This is a genomic window from Catenulispora yoronensis (assembly GCF_039531695.1).
Lineage (GTDB): Bacteria > Actinomycetota > Actinomycetes > Streptomycetales > Catenulisporaceae > Catenulispora > Catenulispora yoronensis.
In genome coordinates this window covers 44,670-64,557 of the sequence record NZ_BAAAQN010000060.1, presented here as the reverse complement: position 1 = coordinate 64,557, position 19,888 = coordinate 44,670, and the positions used below count along the sequence as shown (strand labels likewise).

The following is a 19,888-nucleotide window of genomic DNA, read 5'->3' as shown; positions in this document are numbered from 1 at the left end:
CACGGCCGGCGGGGCGGCGACCAGCGGCGGGAGGGCGGGGGCGCCGGGCGGGGGGCGCCGGTGGGAGGGAGGTGAAGCAGGGCACGCCGACGGCGCGCCGCTCGCCGCCCGCCGGTGCGAGCGGCGGGCGGCGGGCGGCGGGCGGTCGGCGAAGGATCAGCAGGGAATCAGCGGGCGACCGGCACCGGCACCAGCACCAGCACCAGCACCAGATACCTGACATCGGCACCAGGCACCGTTACGAGGCACCGGCACCGTTACTCGGCACCGGCACCGGCACCGGCACCAGCACCAGGTACTTGGTGCCTGGGCACCCGGCACCCGGCACCCGGCACCGGGCCCCGGGCCCCGGGCATGGGGCCCCGATACCAGCACCAGAGCCCTGCTCAGCCGCCCCCGCCCTCGACGAACTCCTTGGCCCGCCGCAGCGTGGCCAGGCTGTTGGTGCCCAGCGCGTGCCGGACCCGGGCGCGGGCCTCGGCCGGGGTGGCGTCCGGGCCCAGGGCGGCGCGGACGCCGTCCGGGTCCAGGGTCACGGTGTGCCAGGAGCGGGCGAAGACGGTGCCGCCGTCCTGCTCGAACTGCCAGCGTCCGGTGTGCCCGGCCATCACCGGGGCCAGCCGGAGCTGCTTGTAGACGATCACGCGGCGGTCCGGGAAGCACAGCCGGACCGAGGTGGTGGTGTGGACGCTGCCGTCCGGGGCGGAGGTGTCCATGGTCAGGCGCTGCACGCCGCCGGGCTCCTCCTCCAGCTCCACCCTCGCCACGTGCGGCAGCCGCTGCGGCCACAGGTCGGCGCGGCGGACGAACTCGAAGACCGCGGCCGCCGAGCCCTCGATCATCTCGGCGTCGGTGAAGGAGAAGTGCAGCTCGCCGCGTCCGGCGCCGAGTTCGGCGGCGCGCTTGAGCGCGCCGAGCTCGACCGTGCTGTTGCGGTCGATCGCCTCGTCGATCCAGGTCACGGCGGCCGGGTCGTCGGCGATCGCCGCGAAGCGGTGGGTGAGCACCACGTGGCAGGCGCCGGGACCGGCGGCGGCCACGATCCACTCCCCGCTCATCGAGGCGACCGGGGGCTTGGAGACGATCTGCTGGAAGGACACCCGGCGGGCGCCGGGGTCCAGGGTGCGGCGGGAGGTCCAGTCGTGGACCCCGCCCTGGGCGGTGGCCCAGATCCGCAGCAGCTGCGAATCGCCCTCGTCGAGCAGCAGGTCCACGTGCACGGTGGGGCCGAACACGTGGGGCCAGCCGGAGACGTCCTGGATGAGTCCGAAGACGACGTCCGGCTCGGCGTCGATCCGGATCTCGTGCTTGGTGTCGTGGATGGCCACGATGGTGCGCCTTTCTGGTCGGTCCCGGCCCGCCGGGGATTGGGGGGCGGTGGTCCGGGAGCGGTGGTGCGTGGTGCGGGTCGAGGGGATGGTGCGAGAACCGGCGGCGTTGGGGGGATGCCGCCGGCTCTCAGTAGTTGCCGAGCCCTCCGCAGACGTTGAGGGCTTGCGCGGTGACCGCGGCCGCGGCCGGCCCGGCGAGGTAGGCCACCATGCCGGCCACCTCCTGGGGGGTGGCGTAGCGGCCGAGCGGGATCTTGGCCTGGAAGCGGGCCAGGACGTCCTCGGTGGTGGTGCCCCAGTGCGCGGCGTAACCCTGACGGACGCGTTCGGCCATCGGGGTCTCGACGTAGCCGGGGCACACGGCGTTGACGGTCACTCCGGACTGGGCCAGTTCCAGCCCCAGGGCCTTGGTGAAGCCGATGACGCCGTGCTTGGAGGCGGAGTAGGGCGCGGCGAACACCACGCCCTGCTTGCCGCCGGTGGAGGCGATGTTGATCACGCGGCCGGCGCCGCGGCCGAGCATGCCGCCGGTACCCAGCACCTCGCGGGTGACGCGGAAGACGCTGGTGAGGTTGGTGGCGATGACGTCGTCCCAGAGCTCGTCGGGGAGTTCGGCGGTGATCCCGCCGCCGCCCCGGCCGGCGTTGTTGACCAGGACCGCGACCGGTCCGAAGGCCGCGACGCAGGCCTGGACCAGGGCGGTGACGTCGGCGCGGACGGTGATGTCGGCGCGCACGCCGTCGGCCCGCAGGCCGCGGCCGCGCAGCTTGTCCACCACCGCCCGGACCTCGTCCTCGTGGCGGGCGCACAGGAAGACGGGGTGGCCGAGTTCGCCGAGGGTCTCGGCGACGGCCAGCCCGATGCCGCTGGTGCCGCCGGTGATCAGGGCGGGACCGGGGTTCTCGCTCATGCCGTCGCCTCCTGGGCCGGCCCGCCGCGCTCGGGTCCGGGGTCGTCCGTGTTCTCGTATACGTCTACGTATTCGTTGTCGAAGATGGCCACCGCCCGTGTCCAACCGGCGCCGGCGCCGGTGAGCTTCACCGGCAGGCAGCTGACGGTGAAGCCGTGCGGCCTGGGCAGCGCGCCGAGGTTGGCCAGCCGCTCGATCTGGCAGTACTCGCGCCGGCGGCCGGCGAAGTGGGCCGGCCACAGCAGGCTGCGATCGCCGGTGGCGCGGTACTCGGCGATGATGTGCGAGAACGGCGCGTCCAGGCTGAAGCCGTCGGTGCCGATCACCTTGACGCCGAGGTCGAGCAGGAAGTCGGTGGCCGGTCCGTCCAGGCCGACGAAGTCGGTGAAGTACTCCGGGGTTCCGGCCCGGACCCAGGAGCCGGTGTTGAGCATCGCGATGTCGTAGGGCCGCGGCTCGTACTCGATCTCCACCAGGGCCTTCTCAAGGTCCGCGCGGCGGGCCACCGGCGCGTCCAGGCCGGTGAGGTCGAGCACGAACCCGGGCCGGAAGAACCAGTCCAGCGGCAATTGGTCGATGGTGCGCGGGGTGCCGTAGGCGGTGTTGGTGCCGTAGTGCGCGGGCGCGTCGACGTGCGTGCCGGTGTGCGCGGTCAGCGTGAACGTGTCGTTGTTCAGGAACTCGCCGTCCGGCAGCTCGTCCGGGGACAGGTCGAGCCCGAAGTGCTCGCGCATGGCCGAGGTCATGTGCTCGGCGCCCTGCCGCGGCGACATCGGGACGTGCTGGACCGGTTCGGGTTCCCACAGTGTGGCGTCCACCGCCGTGGACAGGTCGATGATCCTCATGTCTTCCACTCCTCCGGTTCGGCACCCGCGGCCGGGCCCGGGCCCGCGAGGAAACAGCCCCGGGCGCCCGCGGCGCGACAGCGCGAAGCGCCCGGAAGCCAAGAAGACTCCCGAGCGCTCGAGCGAGGCTGGCGGATCACCACACCATGCCCTCGGTCTGCCGCGCGTTCTGCAGGCTGGCCAGCAGCGAGCCCAGCGTCGCGGAGTCGTTGATGGCGGTGTCCGGGACCAGCAGCCCGAACTCGGCCTCGATCCGGCCGACGACCTGCAGCAGCGCCAGCGAGTCGTAGCCCAGCTCCAGCAGCGGGGTGTCGGCGTCGTCGCCTTCCAGGTCGGCGTCCTCCTCCAGGCCGATGGCCTCGAGGAGCAGGCGGGTCAGGGTTTCGCGGTCGATGCCACTGGCGGTTCCGGCGGCCATGGGTTCCTCCTGGGGGTGAGGGGTGCAGCGGGGGGACTGCTGCGGGACGGATGTTCGGCGGTATGCGGGTTCGACGACCGACCGGGGCCCGGGGTTGCTTTCGCCAGGGCGCGCCAGGGTTCGCCGGTCCGCCGCCGGGCTCAGGAGCGCAGCACCAGCGCCGAGTTGAAGCCGCCGTAGCCGCGGGCCAGGACCAGCGCGGTGCGCAGCGGCCGGGCCCGGACCTCGGTGACGAGGTCGAGCTCGTACTCGGCGGCCGGCTCGGCGACGTTGACGGTCGGCGGGATCACGCCGTCGCGCAGGGCCAGCAGCGCGGTGGCGACGTCCAGCGAGGCGCCGCCGCCGATCAGCCGGCCGGTCATGGTCTTGGGCGCGGTCACCGGGACCCCGTAGGGGCCGAACAGCTCGCGCAGCACCTCGGCCTCGATCCGGTCCAGCTCCGGCACGCCGGCGGCGTCGGCGAACACCACGTCCACCTGGTCGGGGCGGACCCCGGCGTCGCACAGCGCCAGGTCGGCGGCGCGGCGCAGGCCGGGGCGCGGGACCGGGCGGCCGGCCAGCAGCGCCCGCTCGACGGATTTCGGGCTGGGGTCGAAGGTGGCGGCGTAGCCGGCGATCTCCCCGTAGCCGCGGCCCAGGCCCCGGGTCTTGGCCGATTCGGCGTCCTCGACGATGACGATGGCGCCGCCCTCGCCGGGCACGTAGCCGTCGGCGTCGGCGGCGAACGGCCGGAACGCGCCGGCCGGGTCGGCGGCGACGGACAGCCGGCCGGTGGCCATCTGCCCCATCCAGCCCCACGGGCACAGCCCGCCGTCCACGCTGCCGGAGATGACGACCGGCGTGCCCTTGCGCACCACCCGGCGGGCCTGGCCGAGGGCGTCGATGCCGCCGGACTGCTCGGTCACCAGCACCCCGGACGGGCCGCGGGTCCGGTGCCGGATCGAGATCTGGCCGGCGGTGGCGGCGAAGAACCAGGCGAAGGACTGGTAGGCGCTGACGAACTGCTTGCCCTTGCTCCACAGGTGGCCCAGTTCGCGCTGGCCGAACTCGATGCCGCCGGCCGAGGCGGCGGTGATCACGCCGACGTCGTACTCGGCCAGCCGGTCCAGGTCCAGCCCGGCGTCGGCGAGCGCCTCGCCGGTGGCGACCAGGCCGAGCTGGGTGGCGCGGTCGGTCTGCCGGAGCAGCCGGCCGGGCACCCGGTCCCGGGCCACGAAGTCGGGGATCTCGGCGGCCAGGGTGGCCGGGTAGCCGGAGGTGTCGAAGCGGGTCGGGACGCCGACGGCGCAGCGGCCCTCCAGGGTGGCCTGCCAGTACTCCTCGACGCCGAGCCCGGTGGGGGCGGCGATGCCGAGGCCGGAGACGACGGCGCGGGCGACGTCGAGCTCGTCGGCGAAGTCGCCGGGGAACGCGACGGCCTCGGGCTCGTCGAGCAGGCCGGTGTCGAAGTCCTCCAGCGCGGCGCGGCCGTCGGCCCCGGCGTCGGTCAGCAGGGCGGCGTCCAGGTCCGCGGGGCGGCTCACGACCGGCTCCGGGAGTTCGCGGCGGCCAGCACCATGGCGCTCTGGAAGCCGCCGAAGCCGCTGCCGACGCTGAGCACCACGTCGGTGCGCTGGTCGCGGGCGGTGATCGGGATGTAGTCCAGGTCGAGCTCGGGGTCGGGTTCGAAGAGGTTCGCGGTGGGCGGCAGCACGTCGTACTCGATGGCCAGCGCGCAGGCGGCGATCTCCAGGGCCCCGACGGCGCCCAGGGAGTGGCCGATCATCGACTTGATGGAGCTGATCGGGGTGCGGTAGGCGTGGGCGCCGAGCGCGGTCTTGAAGGCGGCGGTCTCGTGCCGGTCGTTCATCTGGGTGGCCGAGCCGTGGGCGTTGATGTAGTCGATGGCGGTGCGGTCCAGGCGGGCCTCGCGCAGCGCGGCCCGGATGGCCTCGGCCATCTCGCGGCCGTCGGGCTTCAAGCCGGTCATGTGGTAGCCGTTGCAGCGCGCGCCGTAGCCCTTGATCTCGGCGTAGACGCGGGCGCCACGGCGGCGGGCGGACTCGGTCTCCTCCAGGATCAGCACGGCGGCGCCCTCGCCGAGGACGAAGCCGTTGCGGCCGCGGTCGAAGGGGCGGCTGGCGTGTTCGGGGTCGTCGTTGCGCGGGGTGGTGGCGTGGATGGCGTCGAAGCAGGCGGCGGTGATCGGGGCGATCGGGGCCTCGGTGCCGCCGGCGATCATCAGGTCGGCGCTGCCCTCGCGGATCAGGTCCACGGCGTAGCCGAGGGCGTCCAGGCCGGAGGTGCAGCCGGTGGAGACGACGGCGGCGGGGCCCTCGGCGCCGAGGTCGCCGGCCACTTCGGCGGCCATGGAGCTGGGGACGAAGTGGCGGTAGAGCTCGGGCACCACGTATTCGTGGTCGAGGTCCCATTTGCGGCCGGCGTCGCTGCACACGACGTATTCGCGCTCCAGGCTGGTGGTGCAGCCCACGGCGGTGGCGATGGCGGTCCCGATCCGGGTGGGGTCCAGGGCGTCGGGGTCCAGTCCGCTGTCCTGCCAGGCCTCGCGGGCGCTGACCACGGCGAACTGGGTGGCCCGGTCCATGCGCCGGATCTCCTGCTGGGTCAGGCCGCAGCGGGCGGGGTCGAAGTCGACCTCGGCGGCGACCCGGGACCGGAACGGCGCGGCGTCGAAGTGGGAGATGGTCCGGGTCGCCGAGCGTCCGGCGATCAGCAGGTTCCAGTAGGCCTTGACGCCCACCCCGCCCGGGGCGACGGCGCCGATGCCGGTGATGGCCACCCCGCGGTTCACCGCGGTGTCCCCGGCGTGGCGGGCGGCTGGGGGCCGCGGGGGGTCGGTTGCTCGGTCACGTGTGTCATCCCCTTTGCGGAACGGCGGTGGGTACGGCCGGTGTCCGGATTGGGGGCATGGTCGGGTTGGGGGCTCGACGCGGGCTCGACGGCCGCTGGATCGACGGTGGAGCGCGGCTCGGGATCCGGTCGATGCGGCAGATCGGGCGGGTCCGCGGCCGCGGTGGCGCGGCCCGGCGCGGCCGGTTCGGGCGGGCCGGGGCGGCCGGTTCGGGCGGGCTGGGGCGGCCGGTTCGGGCGGGCCGGCACGGCCGGTTCGGGCGCTCTGCGATGGGTCTGGCCCACATTCCGTGAAGAGGCAGGCGGAGTCGAAGGGCCTCGCTGGCGAGCAAGGCTTCTGCCTCGCCCCGCGCCGACTTGATGCCGGCACCTTCACGGAATGTGGGCCAGACCCACTTCAAGCCGCTGCGGACAGGAGGCTCAGCCAGTTCGGCACTGAGAGTCTTTCGTCCCAGGTCAGGCTTATCGGCAACGCTTCCGATCAGGACAAGTCCAGAATCATCGCTGGGCACCCGGTGAATCTGCGTGGCGTCCGGTGCTCCATCCGGTGAGGACATCACTCGAGACGACCGGAGGCACCCATGACCTCAGTGGATGACAGGAACGGCACCCGTGGCGGGGCGCTCGCGCCGCCCACAACGCATCGGATGAAGCGGCCCACAGTTGTGGGAATCGTGGGATCCGTCGCAGCGATTGTGTTGACTCTGCCGGTGGCTGTCGCGTCGAGTGGCAGTGCGAGCGCCGCCAGGCCCAGCGGGGTTGTGGGTTCCTACCCCGTGCTCTGCTCACAGTTGGCTGCCGTGCTTCAAGGTCTGGACCCCAGTTCCCCTGAAGCTGAACAAATCAGGGCTCGAATGGCGGCGCTCAATTGCTGACCGCGAGATGGTGTTGATCGACTGAACGTGACTGTCTGTAGCGGTCTGAAGTGGGTCTGGCCCGGTTCGGGCGGGCCGCGATGGGCCGGTTCGGGCGGGCCGCGGTGGCCCGGCGCGGCCCGCTGCACCCGGTGTCAGCCGCGGCCCGAGCGCCGGCCGAGTCCGGCGGCGCTGAATCGGGCGGTGCCGCCCGCGCACCCGCCCGCGATCATGGGCAGGACCGGCCATCCTACTGATCGGGAAGAGGGGGAAGAAGGGCGGGACCGAAGTCGTGAAAACCTCATAACGGTGCCTTGATATCAGGCTCGGCGCCGCACCCGCCCTGGCCAGGGGAGCGCATCCGGGCGCGCCCCGGGGCCGTCCAGCCGCGCTCGTCCTGTCCGCAAGATCTGTTCGAGGCGCGTTCGAGCCGCCGCGAGCAGACTGCGGATCAAGTGGTTCCCCGAATTGTTCACGGATGAGCGGTCGGCGGGGCTCGAGGGGAATTGACATGTCTGGATACGGAAACCTTACCGAGGTCATCGCACGTTGGGGAGCGGAGCGAGCGGACCGTTGCGCGTTGGTGGTCGTCGGCGGCGAGGGGACGCGGCGGGTCCAGTACGGGGAGCTCGACCGGGACGCGCGGCGGATGGCCGGCTGGCTCGGGGACCGGTACGGGGTCGGGGAACGGGTTCTGGTCCAGCAGCGGGACGCGCGGCTGTTCGCGGTGTCGCTCCTGGGCTCTCTTTATGCCGGCCTCACCGCGGTCCCCGCTCCGGCGCTGGGGGGCGCGGCCAACGTCGAACGCAGAGTCCTGGCCCTGGGCCGGGACGCCGCGGTGTGCGCGGTGCTCACCGGCGCCGAGGACGCCGGGGAGGCCAGCAAGGTCCTGGCCCTGGGCGGCTACGGCCACGTCGACTGCGTCGCCGTGGACACCCTGCTGGAGCAGGGCCACACCCCGGACGCCGGGGACTGGCGGCCGCCGGCGGTGCACGGCCACGACCCCGCGCTGCTGCAGTACACGTCGGGCTCGACCCAGGTCCCGCGCGGGGTGGTGATCCAGCACCGGCACCTGCTGGCCAACCAGGCCGCGATCCGGCGGGCCCTGGGCACCGGCCCGGACTCGGTGTTCGGCGGCTGGCTGCCGCTGCACCACGACATGGGCCTGATCGGCCAGCTGCTGCATCCGCTGTTCCTGGGCGCCACCGCGGTGGTGATGACGCCGGAGGCGTTCGTGCGCGATCCCGGGCGCTGGCCGCGGATGGTCGCCGAGCACGGCGTGCAGGTCTCCGGGGCCCCGAACTTCGGCTACCAGCTGGTGGTGGACCGGGTCCGGGACCGGGATCTGGCCGGGCTGGACCTGAGCGGCTGGGAGATCGCGGTCAACGGCGGGGAGCCGGTGCGGGCCTCGACGATGCGCGCCTTCCAGGACCGGTTCGGCCGGCACGGGCTGCGGCCCGGCGCGCTGCGCTCGGCCTACGGCCTGGCCGAGGCCACGCTGATGGTCTCGGTGAGCGGCCCGGGCGGCGCGCAGGCCACCTTGGACGTGGATCGCGGCGAGCTGGAGCGGGGGCGGGTGCGCCCGGCAGCGCCGGGCAAGGCCAAACGTGGCCTGTCCAGTGTCGGCCCGGTCCGGGACCTGCAGGTGCGGATCGTCGATCCGGAGGCCGAGCAGCCGGTCGAGGACGGCGCGGTGGGCGAGGTCTGGCTGCGCGGCCCGAGCATCGGGGCCGACTACTGGCGCCGCCCGCCGGGGACCACCGGCACCTTCCACGGCACGGTCGACGCCGGCGGCGCGGACTGGCTGCGCACCGGGGACCTGGGGCTGCTGCACGACGGCGAGCTCTACGTCACCGGCCGGCTCAGCGAGCTGATCATCGTGGCCGGCCGCAACCTGCATCCGCTGGACGTGGAGCGCTCGGTGCAGCGGGTCAGCGCGGCCTTCGGCGCCGGCGTGGCCTTCGCCGTGGAGCCGGAGGAGGAGCCCGAGCAGATCGTGGTGGTGCAGGAGGTGCGGGCCGTGGGCCGCCGCCGCGGCGAGGCCTCGCCGAACTTCGCGCAGCTGGCCACCGCCATCCGGGAGCGGGTCGCGGAGGACTTCGCGGTGCGCACCGGCGGCGTGGTGCTGGTCCGGCCCGGGACGGTGCGCCGCACCACCAGCGGCAAGCTGGAGCGGATCGCGGTGCGCAACCTGTTCCTGGGCGGCCGGATCGAGGCGCTCTACGAACTCGTCGACCCGCCGGTGCAGGCGCTGGTCCGGGCCCGGGCCAAGGGCCCGCGCCGCGGTTCGGCGATGCGGGCGCCGGCCCATCGCTCGGAGGACACCATGCTCACTCCCGGCGTCCCGCGCGAACGGCGCGAGGCGGCGCTGCGCACCTGGCTGGGCACCCGGCTGGGCCGGCATCTGCGGCATCCGGCCATCGCCCACGACGCGGTGCTGTTCGAGCTCGGCCTGGACTCGGTGGCCGCGCTCGGCCTGTGCGGGGACATCGAGGCGCGGTTCGGGCTGCCGGTGGCGGCCACCGTCGCCTTCGACCACCCGACCATCGGCGACCTGGCCGCGTACCTGGCCGACCGGCTGGAGGCGGCCGGTCCGGACCCGGGGACGCGGTACCGGGCCGCCGTCGACCACGAACCGGCGTACGACGAGAGGAACCGCCCGTGACCGGCACCCTGCCATCCGGCGCGCCGCCTTCGGCCGCCTTCGTCTTCCCCGGACAGGGGGCGCAGTACCCTGCGATGACCTCCCGTCTGGTGCTGGAGAGCCAGCGCTACGGCGCGCATCTGCAGGCCGCCTCGGCGGCGCTGGAACCGCACACCGAGGTGCAGCTGCTGGACCTGATCGTGGCCGGCGACGAGCGGATCGGCCGGCCCGGGCTGGCCGAGCCGGCGCTGTTCGCCGTGCAGTACGCGCTGGCCCGCACCCTGCAGGAGTTCGGGCTGGCGCCGTGCGCGGTGCTGGGCCACGGCCTGGGCGAGTTCGCGGCCGCGGTGGCGGCCGGCGCGCTGCCGCTGGGCCACGCGGCGCCGCTGGTGGCCGGGTTCGGCACGGTCAGCTGCGAGCGGTTCGCCGCGCTGGCCGCCCGGGCTCCGGCCGGCGTGCCGCAGACCCCGTTCTACTCCAGCGCCCGCGGCCGCCGGCTGTCCGGCGAGCTGTTGGACGGCGGCTACTGGATCGAGCTGCGCACCAGTCCGGAGCGCTTCGAGCCGGCGCTGGCCGACCTGCTGCTGCTGGAGGAGCCGGCGACGGTGGTGGAGATCGGCCCGCGGCCGATGCTCAGCGCCCTGATCGAGGCGCTCGGCGACGGCCGCGCGGTGTGCCTGCCGGTGTGCCGCTCGCTGGACGCGCCGGCCGCGGCGCTCTACGAGGTGCTGGAGCGGGTGGGCCTGGGCCGCAAGGGCGACGATCCGATCACCCGGATCGTGCTGGACGCGGTCGCCGAGGTGCTGGCCGAACCCGGCGCGCCGATCGGCCTGGACGCCGCGCTGCGCAACGACCTGGGCTTCGACTCGGTGATGCTGATGCGGCTGAAGTTCAGGCTGGAGCAACGGATCCCCGAGGTCGGCAAGATCGCGCTGCGGGACATGCTGGAGTACTTGGTGACGCCGGGCGTCGTCGCCGACTTCCTGCGTCTGCAGCTGGCCGCGGCGCCCGCCCTCCCATGATCGCACGCGGGACCGCGGCGACCGGCGCGCTGGCCGGCCGACCGGTCGAGGTGCCCGGGCCCGACGGCCCGTGGGACGCGGTGCTCGGAACGCTCGCCGAGCACGGCGCGGTGGTGACCTACGGACTGCTCCCGGACTGGGAGCCCAAGGACCTGCCCGAGGATCGGCTCAAAGCCCTGATCGGGCACGACTGGGAGCGCTACATCACGTTCAAGCACGCGATGGCCCGCTCCCGCTTCGTGGCCAGCCGGCTGCTGCTCAAGCACGTGGCGGCGGCGGTGATCGCCAGCCGCCCGGAGCTGATCGACCTGGCCTACCGGCCCGGCGGACGGCCCTACCTGCGCGGCTGCGACCAGATCGACATCAGCCTGAGCCACACCGACGACATGCTGGTGGTCGGGGTGACCCGGAACGGCCGGATCGGGGTGGACGTGGAGACCGCCGACCGCCCGATGCTCGGCCTGGGCATCGAGGCCCAGGTCTGCACCCCGCACGAGCTGGCCATGCTGGAGACCATCGCCCAGGCCCGGCGCAACGGCGCCATGGTGCGGCTGTGGACCCTGAAGGAGGCCTACAGCAAGGCCATCGGCCAGGGGCTGCGCTTCCGGTTCACCGAGTTCGGGTTCCGGCTCGGCGACCCCCGGGCCCGGGTGCTGCGGCCGGACGGCTCGCCCGGCACCGGCGACGAATGGCGGTTCGGGACCTGGCTGGTGAACCGGCAGTACACGATCAGCGTCGCGCTGTGCGACTCCGGATTCGGCCAGACCGTCGACATCGCCGCCGAGACGATGCTCGACCAGGCACTGATCGACGCGCTGTCCGGCGCGTCCTGACAGGGGCGGTGAGCGGATGAGAGGGGCGGCGTGACATTGACACGGGATTCCCAAAACACTGATGTCAAGGGCCATCAACGGGGGTCCGCGGTGGCGGACTCACCCCGCCGGGGTGAGATCTTCACAACCGGGCTCGTGACGCGGTCACTAGGCACACCACCGGCACCGGGGCATGCTCTAGCCAAACTCTTGCCGGCATCAGGCCGCAAGCGAACGATCGGAAACCGCGAACGCACGAAAGGGGGAAGACAGTGGAAGTCGGACTGCTCGGCCCGCTGGTAGTCGAGGAACAAGGGATGTCGGTCGTCCCCAGCGCCCACAAACCGCGCAAGGTCCTGGCCCTGCTCGCCCTGCACGCGGACCGCATCGTGACCGTCCCGATGCTGATGGAGGAGGTCTGGGGCGACTCCGCGCCCCGCAGCGCCGCGACCACGCTGCAGACCTACATCCTCCAGGTCCGCAGGATGATCGAGGCCGCGCTGCACAACGACCCGGACCGGCAGGCCAAGGACGTGCTGGTCACCCATCACGGCGGCTACCTGCTGGAGGTGCAGCCGGGCTGGAGCGACGTGATGGAGTTCAACCGGCTGGTCGAGGCCGGCCGCCGGGCCTTCGAGCTGGGCGACGACCGCTCGGCCAGCCACCTCATGGGCCGGGCCCTGGAGCTGTGGCGCGGCGCGGCGCTGGTCGACATCCAGCTCGGCCGGCTGCTGGAGCTGGAGGTCCTGGGCCTGGAGGAGACCCGGATGAGCGCGCTGGAACTGCGGATCGAGGCGGACCTGCGCCTGGGCCGGCACAGCGAGCTGATCGGCGAGCTCAGGGTCCTGACAGCCCGGCACCCGATGCAGGAGAACCTGTGCATGCAGCTGATGCTGGCGCTCTACCGCTCCGGCAACGGCTCGCGGGCCCTGGAGGTGTTCCACACGCTGCGCAAGACCCTGACCGAGGAACTGGGCATCGAGCCCTCGGCCCGGGTGCAGCGGCTCCAGCAGGCCATCCTGTGCGGCGATCCGGGACTGGACGTCACCCCGGAGTCGGTGAAGCGGCTGCCGGTCTGAGCACGGCAGGGCTCTGATGAGGTGACCGCGTCCGCGCCCCACGGCGTACGAGGTACCGGAACCGGACTCGTTCGAAGCACCATCCGCTCGCAGCACCAGCACTACCCGCTCGCAGCACGACCCGCTCGCAGCACCATCCGGCAGCACGCCGGCCCGCTCCCGCCGCCCCCGAGGTGGAGCGACCAGATCTTCCCGGCACTGCGGCGCCGGTCGACGGCCATTGAGGGGTGGCCAGCGGCCGGCGCCGCGGCCTGTCGGCGGCCGTCGGCGGCCCGCGGTCGCGGCAGCGAATTCCGGGCCCGGGCCGTCAGGCGGCACGGGCCCGCTGGGTGACGACGATGCAGCCGAGCACCACCACGGCCGTCAGCGGAACCGCGGCGGTCATGCGCTCGCCGAGCAGCAGCACCGCCCACACCAGCGTCAGCAGCGGCTGCGCGAGCTGCAACTGGCTGGCCCGGGCCACCCCGATCAGCCCCATGCCGCGGTACCAGACCACGAATCCGCCGAACTGCGAGACGGCGGAGACGTACAGCATCCCGGTCACGGCCTTGGCGCCGAGGTGCACCGGCTCGACCGGCAGCGCGATCGCGCAGACCGCGAGGCTGACCGGCGCGGCGAGCACCACGCCCCAGGCGATCACCTGCCAGCCCGGCAGCCGCGCGGACAGCCGCCCGCCCTCGGCGTAGCCGGCGGCGCAGACCAGCAGCCCGCAGAAGAGGTAGAGGTCTGCGACGGTCGGCCGACCGTGGTTCTGCGCGAGGGTGAAAGTGATGACGGCAGCGGCACCGGTCGCGGCGGCGGCCCAGAAGACCTTGGACGGATGGCGTCCGGTGCGCAGCGCCCCGATCGTCGCGGTGGCCATCGGCAGCACACCGATCACGACCGCGGAGTGCGCGGTCGACGAGGTCTGCAACGCCAGGGTGGTGAGCAACGGGAAGCCGATCACGCAGCCGACGGCGACGACGATCAGCGCGGTCCGGTCCGCACGCCGGGGCCGAGGTGCGCGGGTGACGACGAGCGCGACGACGGCGATGGCGGCGGCCAGAGCGCCGCGGATGCCGGTGACGCTCCACGGGCCGAAGCCTTCGAGCGCCCAGGCGGTGCCGGGGAAGCTGAAAGAGAAGCTGAGGACGCCGAGGGCGGCGAGCAGGGTGCCGTTGGAGCTGGCCGACCAGAGGCGGGCGTTGGGGATGCGGGCGGGGGGCGGGGTGGCGTCCGGGGTCGGTCTCGTGTCCGGACCGGCCTCCGAGGTCGGACTCGGGTTCCGGTCCGGGTTCGGGTTTCGATTCGGCAGTGGCGATATCCGCTCCGAAACGATAGCGCTACGCTTGTCTTCCATGAAAAACGATAGCAGTTGGCGCGAACTGGCCGAGGTCCTCGCCCGGGAGATAGCGCCGCTGCCGTCCGGCACCCGGATCGCCACCCACCGCACCCTGGTGCGGCGCTTCAACGCCAGCGGCACCACGGTCTCGGCCGCGCTCGCGCTGCTGACCCAGCGGGGCCTGATCAGCTCGCGGCCCGGCGCCGGGACGTTCCGCACCGATGTCCGTCCCCTGATACCGGCCGGCGACACGGCGTGGCAGGAGACGACCCTGGAACAGTCGGCACAGGACGCGGCGGCCACCGGGACGGTGCGCGGGTTCAAGGCCTCGGCGCTGCTGGGGATGCTGACCTCGCCGGGTCCGGACGTCGTCGACCTCAACGGCGGCTACCTGCATCCGGAGCTGCAACCGATGGCAGCGCTGACCACCGCCCTGGCCCGGGCCGCCAAGCACCCGGCGGCGTGGGCGCGGCCGCCGGTGGGCGGCGTCCCGGAGCTGCGGGACTGGTTCGCCGCCGACATCGGCGGCGGCCTGGGCCGGCACGACGTGTTGATCTGCGGCGCCGGGCAGAGCGCGCTGGCCACCGCGCTGCGGGCCCTGGCCCAGCCCGGCGACCGGGTGCTGATCGAGTCCCCGACCTACCCAGGCACGATCGCCGCCGCGCACGCCGCCGGGCTGCGTCCGGTACCGGTGCCGGTGGACCACGAGGGGATGCGCCCGGACTACCTCGAACCGGCGCTGGCGCGCAGCGGGGCCCGACTGGTGGTGGCGCAGCCCCTGTTCCAGAACCCGACCGGCGCGAGCATGACCCCGGCCCGGCAGCGGGAGATCCGCGAGCTGGCGCGCCGGCACCAGGCGTTCGTGATCGAGGACGACTTCGTCCGCCTGCTGGCGCACGCCGACGCCGGACCGGTACCGGCCCCGATGGTGGCCGACGACCCGGACGGCACCGTGGTCCATATCAGGTCCCTGACCAAGGCGACGTCGCCGAACCTCCGGGTGGCGGCGCTGGCCGCGCGCGGCCCGGTACTGGCCCGGCTGCGCTCCGCCCAGATCGTCGACACGATGCTGGTACCGGCCCCGTTGCAGCTGACGGCGCTGGAAGTGGTGACGGCGGCGAGCTGGCGACGCGGCCTGCGGACCCTGTCCGAGGCGCTGCGACACCGCCGCGAGGTGGCGACGACGGCGGTCGAGGCCGCGTTCGGCGCCGACGCGCTGGCCCTCCGACCGCGCGGGGGCTACCACCTGTGGGTGACACTGCCGGGCCACCTGGACGACGAGCAGTTCACAGCCTCAGCACTGGCCGGCGGAGTACTGGTGACCCCCGGCACGAACTACTACGCGGGAGACAACGGAGTTCCGCACGTGCGCATCAGCTACGTGTCCGCACCCTCGGCGGCGGACGTCGACGAGGCGGTGCGCCGGCTGGGGCCGCTGGTGCGGGCGGAATCCGAGTCCTGAGGAAGGCGGATCGGGTTGCGGTTGCGGTTGCGGTTGCGGTTGCGGGGCTTGGGTTTCGGGTCGGCAGGTCCGGCGCGATCGGCGAACGGCAAATCAACCGACCGGCGCGGCACAGTCGGCGAGGTTGGAATGGCAGGTCCGGCGCGACCGGCGAGCTGGCAAAACTGGCGGATCGGCGGACTGGCGAACCGGCACAGTTTGCGGGGCCGGCGCGATCAGCGTCGCACTCCCCGTCAGCCGAGGCGCAGCCCAGGATGGTCCGGCGAATCCGGGTAGGTGTGCCGCGCCGCCGCGGTGAGCGAGCGCAGAGCCTGGACCAGTCCCGCGCGGTCGGCGGCGGGCAGGTGCCCCACCAGTTCGGCTATCTCGGCCTGCCGGCGGTCCATCACGGTGCGGACCAGGTCACGGCCGTCCGGTGTGAGGAGCAGCAGCTGCTCGCGGCGGCTGTCCGGGTTCGGCCTGCGGGCCAGCAGCCCGGCCGCCGCCAGCCGGTCGGCCATGCGCACCGCCGTGGACGGGTTCACGCCGAGCTCGGCGGCCAGGTCCGAGAGCTTCAGCGGCGGCCGGTCGGCGAGCACCACCAGCGTGCGCAGCTGCGGCAGGGTCAGGGTCTCGTCGACGTCGGCGAGCGCCCGCGCCGACAGCGCGACTATCAGGCGGGAGGCGGCCAGCAGCGAGGCCGTCACTTCCCGCACGTCGGCAGCTCCGGCAGCGGCGGCAGCGGCGTCCGCGGCCGGAAGGCGCACCTCCCGGTCCGGACGGCTGTTGGTCTGCACGGTCGCGAAGCTACCGTATGATCCGGATTGCCGCCATGGATCGAACCATTGCATAATGCAAGGGTTGACGACCACGCACTGCGGAGAGGCGCCGGCATGGACGATTCGCCGATCGAGCAGGCCTATTCCTTCCTGTGCCGGGGCTGCGACCACGCGTGGAGCGCGGGCTATGAGATCCGCCGCGTCCACGACAGCCGGGGCCTGGTGCAGTCCGCGTTCTTCCTGGACGGGCACCGCACCCCCTCCCCGCTGACCCAGGGCCGCTGCGTGCGCTGCGGGGGCGGGCACGTCCAGGTCACCCCGCACACCCGGGGGCGCCGTCCGCGCGGCGGCGCGATGATGGGGATGACTCCTTAGTCGCGAGGTATTCAGGAGGTCGAGATGACCGGTACGGAAGTCCTCACCGCGGGTCGCTACGGCTACGCCGACCGGCGCATCCACCGCGACGACTTCGCCGCCCAACTCGCCGTGCTGCTGCCGGCCGAGGACGCCGAACGGCTCCCGGCGGCGATCCCGGTCGGCACCGAGGATCTGGCCGCGGCGGCGAAGACCTGCCGCCATCTGGCCGACCGCTATCCGGGCGAGCCCCTGGGCCGGGTGGCCGGACAGGTCGCCTACCGCCTGGAACATCCGATGACCCGCCCCGGAGCGCTGGTGCTCTACGCCGCCTGCATGCTGTGCCGGGAGCAGGAAGCCCTGGCCCGCCGCGAGAGCGCCTCGGCCGTGTCCGCGACCCTGGAATGCCGCGCAGCCGGCCGCGCCGCCGACACCCTGGAGGCCACCGCCACGCAGACACTGCGCTACACGGTGAAGACCGCGATCGACGGCGACTTCGTCCGCGACGCACGGCAGCTGGACGCGACCGCGCAGCGTGCACAGGCAGCGCAGGCGGGGCTGCCGGTGATCTGAGGGAGTGAACGAACCGCCGCGCCGGCGGTCTGGTCCGGATTTCGCGGGACAGGCCGGCGGCGCGGTGCAACCCTCACCGCCCGCCCGACGCGGTGAGCGCGGCGCCGGAAGTGGACCGTTCGCGACCCGGGCGCCGCCCCCCGTTTCCCACCGCGAGCGGACCGCGCTCGCCGGAGGCCGTCCCCCTCGGCCGGTTCCGGCCGCGACGCCGCTCCCCCTTCCGGGGCGGCGAGGGGCCGACTTCCCGGAATCCCTGATCATGCGGCAGCGGTGGGGGTACTGTCACTGCTTTGCGCGCTGTGTACAAAGGATTGACAGGGGCTCGGCGCCGTGCCGCGCGGTGTGCGGGTCGGACGGGCCGGCGGAGGCAGGCAGGCAGAGGCAGGCGGAGGAGCCGTGGTGGAGACCATCGATTACCGTGCGGAGGACCTGTCCGACGCGCGGTTCGTGGTGTCGCCGCTCGGCCATCTGATCCACGGCGTGCACGACGGCCCGTGCAGTCGGCACTCGCCCTGGCGCCGGCGCTGGTGGACGCGGGCCCGTCGCCAGGTCAGCGCCTCCTCCGGCCGCCTGATACCGCTGATCAACCGCGCGCATCCCGACGCCCCGGCCTTCCTGCCGCTCGCGATCGCCGGCCCGGACCCGGCCCCGGCCTTCGAGCAGGAGCTGGACCAGCTGCGCGCCACCCCGCCGCACCTGCTCGGCTTCCGGCTGGCCACCGCCGCGGCCAGGACCGACGATGCCGACCGCCTGATCCGGGGCCTGCGCAACCAGGAGGACGCCGCGATGCGCGCCGTCGTCGACGGCCTGCTCGCCCTCTACCGGGCCGCCTTGATGCCGGACTGGCCGGAGATCTCGCAGCGCCTGCACCGCGACGTCGCGGCACACCAACGGCAGGAGCAACGCACCGGGACGCAGGCGATGCTGACGAATCTGCACCCTGACATAGCCTGGCGCGCAGTCGGCGAACCGGCCCTCGGCAGCCTGATCCTGTCCCCCTGCCTGTTCGGCCAACAGCGCGCCCACGCCGGCCCCGGCAGCGACGGCAGCCGCGTGGTGATCTACCCGGCCGCCGAACCCGACCCCGGCGGACCCGGCGGTCCGGCCGACGACCACCTCGCCGCCCTGCTCGGCCCGGGCCGCGCCGCCGCGCTCCGAGCCCTGCGGACCCCGTCCTCGACCTCGGGCCTGGCCCGCCGCCTGGCGATCTCGGTCCCGATGGCCTCGACCCACGCCGCACTGCTGCGCAACGCCGGCCTGGTCGCCACGACCCGGGACGGCAAGAGCGTGCGCCACGAGCTCACGCCGGTCGGGCAGCAGCTGGTCGAGCTGAATCCCTGAGCAGGTCCCGCGCGACCGCGAAGGCGCGCCCGGCCGCGAAGTCCCGCGCGACCGCGAAGTCGAGCGAGTCCCGCGCGACCTCGAAGTCCCGCCCGACCGCGAAGTCACGCGAAAGCGCACGACCGCGAAGCAGCGCTAAAGCGCACTGCCGCCCGCCGCCTCATCATGCACCTGCGAGTCCTCACCGCTTGATCCCGACACCGCCCAAGCCCCAGATCTCCTCCCAGTCGCCCCGCACCTCGCCGTCCGGCCGCCACAGCGGCCGCGGCACCAGTCCCGGCGCCACGATCTCCGTCCCGTCGAACAGGGCCCTGATCTCGTCGTCCGTGCGGACGTACATCTGTGCCGTCGTGCGGCCCCAGGCCTGGCGGGCGGCCTCGGCCTGGACCGGGTGGCCGCCGTCGGTGACGTGGGTCAGGACCAGTGCACTGCCGGGAGGGACCGCGGCCAGGTACTCGCGCACGATGGCGTGCGGCCCTTCCTCCGGCGAGATGAAGTGCAGCAGCGCCGACATCACCACGGCCACCGGGCGGTCGAGGTCCAGGACGCGGCGCAGCTCCGGATCGGCCAGCACCTCCGCCGGGCGGCGGACGTCGGCCAGCACCACGGCGGTGTGCTCCGGCTCGCCGTCGGCCACCAGGGCGCGGGCGTGCACGGCGACCATCGGGTCGTAGTCGACGAGGACGATGCGGGCTTGGGGATGCACCGCGCGGGCCACCTCCCCGATGTTGCCGGTGCCCGGCAGGCCGCTGCCCAGATCCAGGAACTGGGTCAGGCCGGACTCGGCGAGCAGGCGGATCGCGCGGGCCAGGAAGGCGCGGTTCTCGTGCACCATCGCGCGGGCCTGCGGTATGTGGCGCAGCGCGGTTTCGGCGGCTTCGCGGTCCACGTCGAAGTAGTGCATTCCACCGAGCAGGTACTCGTAGATCCGGGCCGAGTGGGCCCGGGTGGTGTCCAGTTCCGGCGGGACCCAGCCGGGGGCCAGCGGGGCGGGGTCGGGGCGCACGGCGTCGGCGCCAGCGTCGCCTTCAACAGCGGCGTCGCCTTCGGTGTCCGTCTCGGTCTCGGTCGTGTTCTCGGTCTCGGTATCGATCTCAGGGTCGGTGATCCGCATTCCGGTCTTTGTATTCGAGGGCTGATGAAGCGCGTCGGCCACGCCGGGTAGCGTAGCGGACACCGGCGGGTGCGGGTCCGCGATCCCCGAAGTCCGCCGGACATCGCTGTGACGTGCGCCGTCAACGCGATCGACATCCGGCCGCAGGGCAGCCGTCACTGTTCTGATGCGTCCTGGACCCGGTTTGTACGTCGTGTTGT

The 19,888-nt window shown here is 73.5% G+C and carries 17 protein-coding genes; 8 read left to right on the top strand and 9 right to left on the bottom strand.

Going from position 1 to position 19,888, the window contains the following annotated elements:
- Positions 1 to 386 precede the first annotated feature (386 nt).
- The 6 genes from ABD481_RS36445 to ABD481_RS36420 form a co-directional block, all read right to left on the bottom strand.
- Complete coding sequence (locus ABD481_RS36445) at positions 387 to 1,328, bottom strand: aromatase/cyclase (RefSeq protein ID WP_344670413.1); 942 nt, start codon at positions 1,326 to 1,328, stop codon at positions 387 to 389.
- A gap of 130 nt (positions 1,329 to 1,458) precedes the next feature.
- Entirely contained in the window at positions 1,459 to 2,241 is a 783-nt protein-coding gene (locus ABD481_RS36440) for an SDR family NAD(P)-dependent oxidoreductase (RefSeq protein WP_344670412.1), read from the bottom strand.
- Positions 2,238 to 3,086: a cyclase family protein gene (locus ABD481_RS36435; protein ID WP_344670411.1), complete on the bottom strand. Its 849-nt coding sequence runs from the start codon at positions 3,084 to 3,086 to the stop codon at positions 2,238 to 2,240. The genes ABD481_RS36440 and ABD481_RS36435 overlap by 4 nt, the downstream gene beginning before the upstream one ends.
- A gap of 136 nt (positions 3,087 to 3,222) precedes the next feature.
- The gene (locus tag ABD481_RS36430) at positions 3,223 to 3,504 is read right to left on the bottom strand and encodes an acyl carrier protein (protein ID WP_344670410.1); all 282 of its coding nucleotides are present in this window, start codon (positions 3,502 to 3,504) and stop codon (positions 3,223 to 3,225) included.
- A gap of 140 nt (positions 3,505 to 3,644) precedes the next feature.
- The gene (locus ABD481_RS36425; protein WP_425559379.1) at positions 3,645 to 4,940 is read right to left on the bottom strand and encodes a ketosynthase chain-length factor; all 1,296 of its coding nucleotides are present in this window, start codon (positions 4,938 to 4,940) and stop codon (positions 3,645 to 3,647) included.
- 83 nt (positions 4,941 to 5,023) lie between these two features.
- A complete protein-coding gene (locus ABD481_RS36420) occupies positions 5,024 to 6,295 on the bottom strand; it encodes a beta-ketoacyl-[acyl-carrier-protein] synthase family protein (protein WP_344670409.1) in 1,272 nt (423 codons plus the stop codon).
- A gap of 1,424 nt (positions 6,296 to 7,719) precedes the next feature.
- Between ABD481_RS36420 and ABD481_RS36415 the strand changes: the two genes are divergently transcribed.
- The 4 genes from ABD481_RS36415 (at position 7,720) to ABD481_RS36400 (ending at position 12,765) form a co-directional block, all read left to right on the top strand.
- Positions 7,720 to 9,873: an AMP-binding protein gene (locus ABD481_RS36415; RefSeq protein ID WP_344670408.1), complete on the top strand. Its 2,154-nt coding sequence runs from the start codon at positions 7,720 to 7,722 to the stop codon at positions 9,871 to 9,873.
- Entirely contained in the window at positions 9,870 to 10,874 is a 1,005-nt protein-coding gene (locus ABD481_RS36410) for an acyl carrier protein (RefSeq protein WP_344670407.1), read from the top strand. Before ABD481_RS36415 ends, ABD481_RS36410 begins: the two co-directional genes overlap by 4 nt.
- Positions 10,871 to 11,707, top strand: a complete 837-nt coding sequence (locus tag ABD481_RS36405) for a 4'-phosphopantetheinyl transferase family protein (RefSeq protein ID WP_344670406.1) — start codon at positions 10,871 to 10,873, stop codon at positions 11,705 to 11,707. Before ABD481_RS36410 ends, ABD481_RS36405 begins: the two co-directional genes overlap by 4 nt.
- A gap of 251 nt (positions 11,708 to 11,958) precedes the next feature.
- Positions 11,959 to 12,765, top strand: a complete 807-nt coding sequence (locus ABD481_RS36400) for an AfsR/SARP family transcriptional regulator (protein WP_344670405.1) — start codon at positions 11,959 to 11,961, stop codon at positions 12,763 to 12,765.
- A 307-nt stretch (positions 12,766 to 13,072) separates the two neighbouring features.
- Here ABD481_RS36400 and ABD481_RS36395 read toward each other — a convergent pair whose 3' ends face one another.
- On the bottom strand, positions 13,073 to 13,915 hold the full coding sequence (locus ABD481_RS36395; RefSeq protein ID WP_425559378.1) for a DMT family transporter: 843 nt from the start codon (positions 13,913 to 13,915) through the stop codon (positions 13,073 to 13,075).
- Positions 13,916 to 14,102: 187 nt separating this feature from the next.
- Between ABD481_RS36395 and ABD481_RS36390 the strand changes: the two genes are divergently transcribed.
- Positions 14,103 to 15,548 carry an aminotransferase-like domain-containing protein gene (locus tag ABD481_RS36390; RefSeq protein WP_425559377.1) on the top strand — a complete coding sequence of 482 codons (1,446 nt, stop codon included), beginning with the start codon at positions 14,103 to 14,105 and terminating at the stop codon, positions 15,546 to 15,548.
- Positions 15,549 to 15,781: 233 nt separating this feature from the next.
- Here the strand turns inward: ABD481_RS36390 and ABD481_RS36385 are convergent, their stop codons facing one another.
- Positions 15,782 to 16,324 carry a MarR family winged helix-turn-helix transcriptional regulator gene (locus ABD481_RS36385; protein WP_344670403.1) on the bottom strand — a complete coding sequence of 181 codons (543 nt, stop codon included), beginning with the start codon at positions 16,322 to 16,324 and terminating at the stop codon, positions 15,782 to 15,784.
- A gap of 96 nt (positions 16,325 to 16,420) precedes the next feature.
- Between ABD481_RS36385 and ABD481_RS36380 the strand changes: the two genes are divergently transcribed.
- The 3 genes from ABD481_RS36380 to ABD481_RS36370 all read left to right on the top strand — a co-directional run bounded on the left by ABD481_RS36380 (position 16,421) and on the right by ABD481_RS36370 (position 18,574).
- Positions 16,421 to 16,681 carry a hypothetical protein gene (locus tag ABD481_RS36380; protein WP_344670402.1) on the top strand — a complete coding sequence of 87 codons (261 nt, stop codon included), beginning with the start codon at positions 16,421 to 16,423 and terminating at the stop codon, positions 16,679 to 16,681.
- A gap of 24 nt (positions 16,682 to 16,705) precedes the next feature.
- A complete protein-coding gene (locus tag ABD481_RS36375) occupies positions 16,706 to 17,233 on the top strand; it encodes a hypothetical protein (RefSeq protein ID WP_344670401.1) in 528 nt (175 codons plus the stop codon).
- A 399-nt stretch (positions 17,234 to 17,632) separates the two neighbouring features.
- Positions 17,633 to 18,574, top strand: a complete 942-nt coding sequence (locus tag ABD481_RS36370; protein ID WP_344670400.1) for an ArsR/SmtB family transcription factor — start codon at positions 17,633 to 17,635, stop codon at positions 18,572 to 18,574.
- Positions 18,575 to 18,755: 181 nt separating this feature from the next.
- Here ABD481_RS36370 and ABD481_RS36365 read toward each other — a convergent pair whose 3' ends face one another.
- The gene (locus ABD481_RS36365) at positions 18,756 to 19,730 is read right to left on the bottom strand and encodes an SAM-dependent methyltransferase (RefSeq protein ID WP_344670399.1); all 975 of its coding nucleotides are present in this window, start codon (positions 19,728 to 19,730) and stop codon (positions 18,756 to 18,758) included.
- Positions 19,731 to 19,888 lie beyond the last annotated feature (158 nt).